We start from the raw sequence: 4,692 nt of genomic DNA, 5'->3' as shown, positions 1-4,692 counted from the left end.
TCATGGCGCGTGAACCCAAGTCGCCCACGGATGCCGAGATCCTCGCCCAGATCCCGGCCGCCGTCGCCGCAACGGAGCAGGCGGACCGCACCGAGCCCCGCGCCGCCGCGGCGGGCTATGATCCTCATACGCACCTGGTGCGGGTGGAGCTCACCAACGGCTGCGCGTTCGAGGTGCCGGCGCCGCTCATTCAGGGCCTGAAGGGCGCGAGCGCGAAAGACCTGGCGAACATCTCCGTCGAGGCGGGCGGATCGGGGCTTCGCTGGGACGCTCTGGACGTGGACATGAGCGTGGCGGGGCTGCTGTCCGGCGTCGTGGGCGGCAAGGCGTGGATGGCCGCGCTGATGGGCCGCAAGGGCGGATCGGCCACGACGGCGGCAAAGGCGGCCGCGGTGCGCGAGAACGGAAAAAAGGGCGGGCGGCCGAAGAAGGCTCCCGCGGCGTAATTGCGCCGGGCATACGGACGGGAGGAGTCGCTGAGGCCCGATCCGCAGCCCCGAAACGACAAAGCCCCGGCGCCAGGAAGGCGCCGGGGCTTTGTCGTTCCATCAGAGCGGGAGACCGGGCTCGAACCGGCGACATTCAGCTTGGAAGGCTGACGCTCTACCAACTGAGCTACTCCCGCAAACCTGCGCACCAGCCGTGCGCGGGGACATGAGTATATCGAAAATCTCTGGGGCGCGCAATCCATCCTGGCGCGCGGCAGAGCCACCTGTCGGGATCGAACCGACGACCTTTCGATTACAAATCGAGTGCTCTACCAGCTGAGCTAAGGTGGCCAAAACGCGGCCCAAAAGTAAACCCGCGCGCCGGATCGCACCACCCCCGCCCGTTCACGCCACACGCGCCACCACGTCCACCACCGCTCCCAGCCCCGCCGCTGCCTCCACGCGCGCCAGCGGCCCCGCCGCCGCGTCCACCAGGCGCCGCGCCAGCCGGGGCCGCCCAGGCGGCGCCGCATCCGCCACCGCCGACCCATCCGGAGAGGGCGCGCCGTCCGCCTCGTCCGCGAGGGCGTCCGTCCACGGAATGCGGCCGGTGGCCAGGCGGCGCACCGTGTTCAGCGCGGAGCCGGCCACGGTGCCCGGGCCGTGCCACGGATCCCACGTCGTCGACGATTCCACCGCGAACCCCTCGCGCCGCAGCAGCTCCGCCAGGGTGCGCGGCGTGTAGAAGTACACGTGCTGCGGAAACATGAGCGACGCCCATGCCGCGCCCGTGAGCCGCCGTGTGAGCGAGGCGTGGTTGGGCAACTGCAGGTGCAGCACGCCGCGCGGCGCCAGCATCCGCCGCACGGCGCGCAGCCACTCCGCGGGATGGTACACGTGCTCCAGGACGTGGTACGCCGCCGCGGCGGGAAATGGGGCCCCGGCCGGGGGCGGCCCGCTCGCCACGTCGCCCACGAACAGGCGAATGCCGTGGCGCCGCTGCACCATCTCCGCCGTGCGCGCATCGAACTCCGATCCGCCTACCGCCCATCCCGCGCGCCGCAGCGACGCCAGAAAATTGCCGTCCCCGCAGCCGATCTCAAAGAGGCGCCGCTCCGCCGAGGGCACCGCCGCCTCCAGCCGCCGCCGGCGGTGCGCGAACGTGGGGTTCGCGAGCTGCGCGTCCAGCTCCGCGGGGGTGGGGTCCGCGCCGGGGTAGTAGCCGGCGTACAGCAGGTGCAGATGGTCCTCCGCCACGCGATCGTACAGCCGCACCACGCCGCACTCCGTGCACGCGGCAAAGCGGCGGCCGCACACCGTGCCCGCGGAGCGCCAGCCGGGGGACCTGCAGACGCCGCACGCCGGGACGGTTTCCCAGCGCGCGGCGTCGGACGGGGCGGCGGGCGGCACGGCGGTCAGGCGCCCAGCTTCCAGCGCGGGCCCTGCGCGGTGTCCTCAATCACCACGCCGCGGGCCGCGATCTCGTCCCGGATGGCGTCCGCCTGGGCAAAGTCGCGCGCCTTGCGGGCCGCCTGCCGCGCCTCGATCCGCTCCTCCACCCATCCCGCCAGGTCGTCGTCCACCACGTTCTCGCGGTCCGCCAGCATCACGAAGCCGAACACGCCGTCGATGCGTTCAAAGGCCCGCAGCGCCGCCGCCTGCTCCGCCTGGCCGATGGGGCGCCCGGCCAGCTCGTGCAGCCGCGCGTTCACCCGCCCCACCAGTTCGTGCAGGGCGGCGAGCGCCACGCTGCTGTTGAGGTCCTGGTCCATGGCCGCGGCAAAGGCGGCCAGCGAATCGTCCGCCGCCAGGTGCAGCGACGGGGCGTCCATGGGATCGGGATCGCGCGCGGCGGGATGGTCGCGCAGCCGGTCGCGCGTGTCGCGCACGCGGCGCACGGCCTCGGCCGCGGCGCCCAGCCCCTCGAAGGTGAAGTTGAGCTTGCTGCGGTAGTGCGCCGTCAGGAACAGGTAGCGGATGGCGGACGGCTTTACCCCGCGGTCCATCAGGTCCTGGAGGTTGAAGATGTTGCCGGTGCTCTTGGCCATCTTGTCGCCCTCCAGCAGCAGGAACTCGCCGTGCAGCCAGTAGCGCACGAACGTCCTTCCCGTCGCCCCCTCGCTCTGCGCGATCTCGTCCTCGTGGTGCGGAAACACGAGGTCCACCCCGCCGCAGTGGATGTCGAAGGTTTCGCCCAGCTCCTGCATGCTCATGGCCGAGCACTCGATGTGCCACCCCGGCCGGCCGCGGCCCCAGGGCGTGTCCCACACCGCGCCCACCTGCTCGTCCTCGGGCTTCACGCCCTTCCAGAGCACGAAGTCGCGCACGTCGTCCTTGTCGTACTCGTCGGCGGCCACGCGCTCGCCGCGGCGCCCGGCGCTCACGTCCACCTTGCTCAACGCGCCGTAGTTGGGGAACTCGCTGATGTCGTAGTAGACGCTCCCCTCGCTCTCGTACGCCAGCCCGCGCTCCTGCAGCCGGCGGATGATGTCGATCATCTGCGGGACGTAGTGCGTGGCCCGCGGGTGCACGGTGGCGCGGCGGATGCCCAGCGTGTCCAGGTTCCAGTACAGGTTGTCGATGAACGGCTCCGTGTACTCGTTCAGCGACACGCCCTCGCGCAGGGCGCCCCGGATGGTCTTGTCGTCCACGTCGGTCAGGTTCATCACGAACCGCACCTCGTAGCCCCGGTACTCCAGGTAGCGCCGCACCACGTCCGTAAAGAAGAACGTGCGCATGTTGCCGATGTGCGGCGGCGCGTACACGGTGGGGCCGCAGGTGTAGAGCCCCACCTTTCCCTCCACAAGGGGAACGAATTCCTCTTCACGGCGGGTGAGCGTGTTGTAGAACGTCAGCGGCATGTGCGTTTTCTTCGATGGATGGAAAGCGGGCGACGGGCGCGCGCGGGCAGCCGCCCGGGCGCCGGAGCGATTCGGTCAGATTGCGGCCGGCCTACATCGCTCTCTATGCATCGTCCTCATCATCCCGTTCCGGGCGCGCGGAGTCTTCCGTGGCCCCGATTCCGGAGGGCGCCATGGCCGCAAGGTACGGCGGGGGCGGGTTTTCGCCCCAGGTGACCGTCTGGTGGGGAAAGGGAATTTCGATCCCCTCGCGGTCGAACCGGTACTTGATGCGGCGGCGAAGCTCGCGCGCCACGTCCCACTGCTTGAGGGGCAGCGTCTTGGCCATCACCCGCAGCGTGACCGCCGAGTCGCCGAACGCCTCGATCCCCGGCACCTCCACGGGGTCGATGAGCAGCGGCTTCCACTGCTCGTCCTCGTACATCTCCCGCCCCACGTCGCGCAGCACGGCGATGACGCGGTCCGGGTCCTCGCGGTACGCCACGCCCACGTCCAGCACCACGCGCGCCCACGTGCGGGTCAGGTTGCTCACCTTCTTGATTTCGCCGTTGGGGACGATGTGCACCACCCCGTGCACGTCGCGCAGAACGACCACCCGCAGCGTCATGCGCTCCACCGTGCCGCTCACCCCTTCGATGCGGATGACGTCGCCCACGCCGAACTGGTTCTCGAACAGGATGAACAGCCCGGAGATGATGTCCTTGACCAGCGACTGCGCGCCGAACGAGACGGCCAGGCCGATGACGCCGGCGCCGGCCAGCAGCGGGCCCAAGTTTACCCCCAGCGAGCCCAGCACCATGAAGATGCCCAGGATCACGATCAGCACCAGGCCGATGCTGCGCAGCAGGCTCAGCAGCGTGCGCGCGCGCTGGGTCTGCGCGCTGATCACCCCCGGCGTGGGGTCGCCGATGGCCCGCTCCACCCGCTTGAGCACCAGGCGCAGCGCCCAGTACGCGAGCATGGTGACGAACAGCGCACCGGCGACGCGCATGCCGGTAATGGCCAGCGCCTCCCAGCTGAACTTGTCGGCCCACCGGTCGCGCAGGGCGGCCAGCGGCACCAGGGTGACGGTGTCTGCCTGGATCATGGATCGGGGCGGCGGATGAGCCGCGGCACGGCGCCGCGGCCAGGCCCGCGAACGTAAGCGGCGGGTTGCGCGGCGGTCAAGGCGGGAGGGAAGTGCGTGAGTGCGTGAGTGCGTGAGTGCGGAGTGCGGAGTGCGGAGTGCGGGGTGTGTGGGTGCGGCTGTGCTGCCTGGGTGAGTGCGGGGAGTACGAGAGTACGAAAGTACGAAAGTAGTAAAGTACGAAAGTAGGAAAGTACGAAAGTAGGAAAGTACGAAAGTAGGAAAGTACGAAAGTAGGAAAGTGGGTCGGGAGGACGGGCCTGTGGGGTGGGGGGGC

At 70.2% G+C, this 4,692-nt stretch carries 4 protein-coding genes and 2 tRNA genes; 1 reads left to right on the top strand and 5 read right to left on the bottom strand.

Going from position 1 to position 4,692, the window contains the following annotated elements; all coding sequences use genetic code 11:
• Positions 1–446: DUF2442 domain-containing protein (locus VF665_RS09830; protein ID WP_331053245.1), on the top strand; the 446-nt coding region annotated here is incomplete at its 5' end.
• A 106-nt stretch (positions 447–552) separates the two neighbouring features.
• Here VF665_RS09830 and VF665_RS09825 read toward each other — a convergent pair.
• The 5 genes from VF665_RS09825 to VF665_RS09805 all read right to left on the bottom strand — a co-directional run bounded on the left by VF665_RS09825 (position 553) and on the right by VF665_RS09805 (position 4,376).
• Positions 553–625: transfer RNA gene (locus tag VF665_RS09825), tRNA-Gly, on the bottom strand.
• A gap of 81 nt (positions 626–706) precedes the next feature.
• Positions 707–779 (bottom strand) — tRNA-Thr (locus tag VF665_RS09820).
• 54 nt (positions 780–833) lie between these two features.
• The gene (locus tag VF665_RS09815) at positions 834–1,838 is read right to left on the bottom strand and encodes a methyltransferase domain-containing protein (protein WP_331053244.1); all 1,005 of its coding nucleotides are present in this window, start codon (positions 1,836–1,838) and stop codon (positions 834–836) included.
• Between the two features lie 5 nt (positions 1,839–1,843).
• Positions 1,844–3,289 (bottom strand): cysteine--tRNA ligase, encoded by a 1,446-nt coding sequence (gene cysS, locus VF665_RS09810; protein WP_331053243.1) that lies wholly within the window; start codon positions 3,287–3,289, stop codon positions 1,844–1,846.
• A gap of 103 nt (positions 3,290–3,392) precedes the next feature.
• A complete protein-coding gene (locus VF665_RS09805; protein WP_331053242.1) occupies positions 3,393–4,376 on the bottom strand; it encodes a mechanosensitive ion channel family protein in 984 nt (327 codons plus the stop codon).
• Between the last annotated feature and the right edge of the window lie 316 nt (positions 4,377–4,692).

Origin of the sequence: Longimicrobium sp. (assembly GCF_036387355.1) — a bacterium.
Lineage (GTDB): Bacteria > Gemmatimonadota > Gemmatimonadetes > Longimicrobiales > Longimicrobiaceae > Longimicrobium.
Note: the sequence above shows the minus strand (reverse complement) of the source record. Positions and strands in the feature narration are given on the sequence as shown.

What these genes read in the sequence shown, in the direction of transcription:
- VF665_RS09805 (WP_331053242.1), bottom strand. Translation starts at nt 4,376, where the DNA reads ATGATCCAGGCAGACACCGTCACCCTGGTGCCGCTGGCCGCCCTGCGC.
- cysS (WP_331053243.1), bottom strand. Translation starts at nt 3,289, where the DNA reads ATGCCGCTGACGTTCTACAACACGCTCACCCGCCGTGAAGAGGAATTC.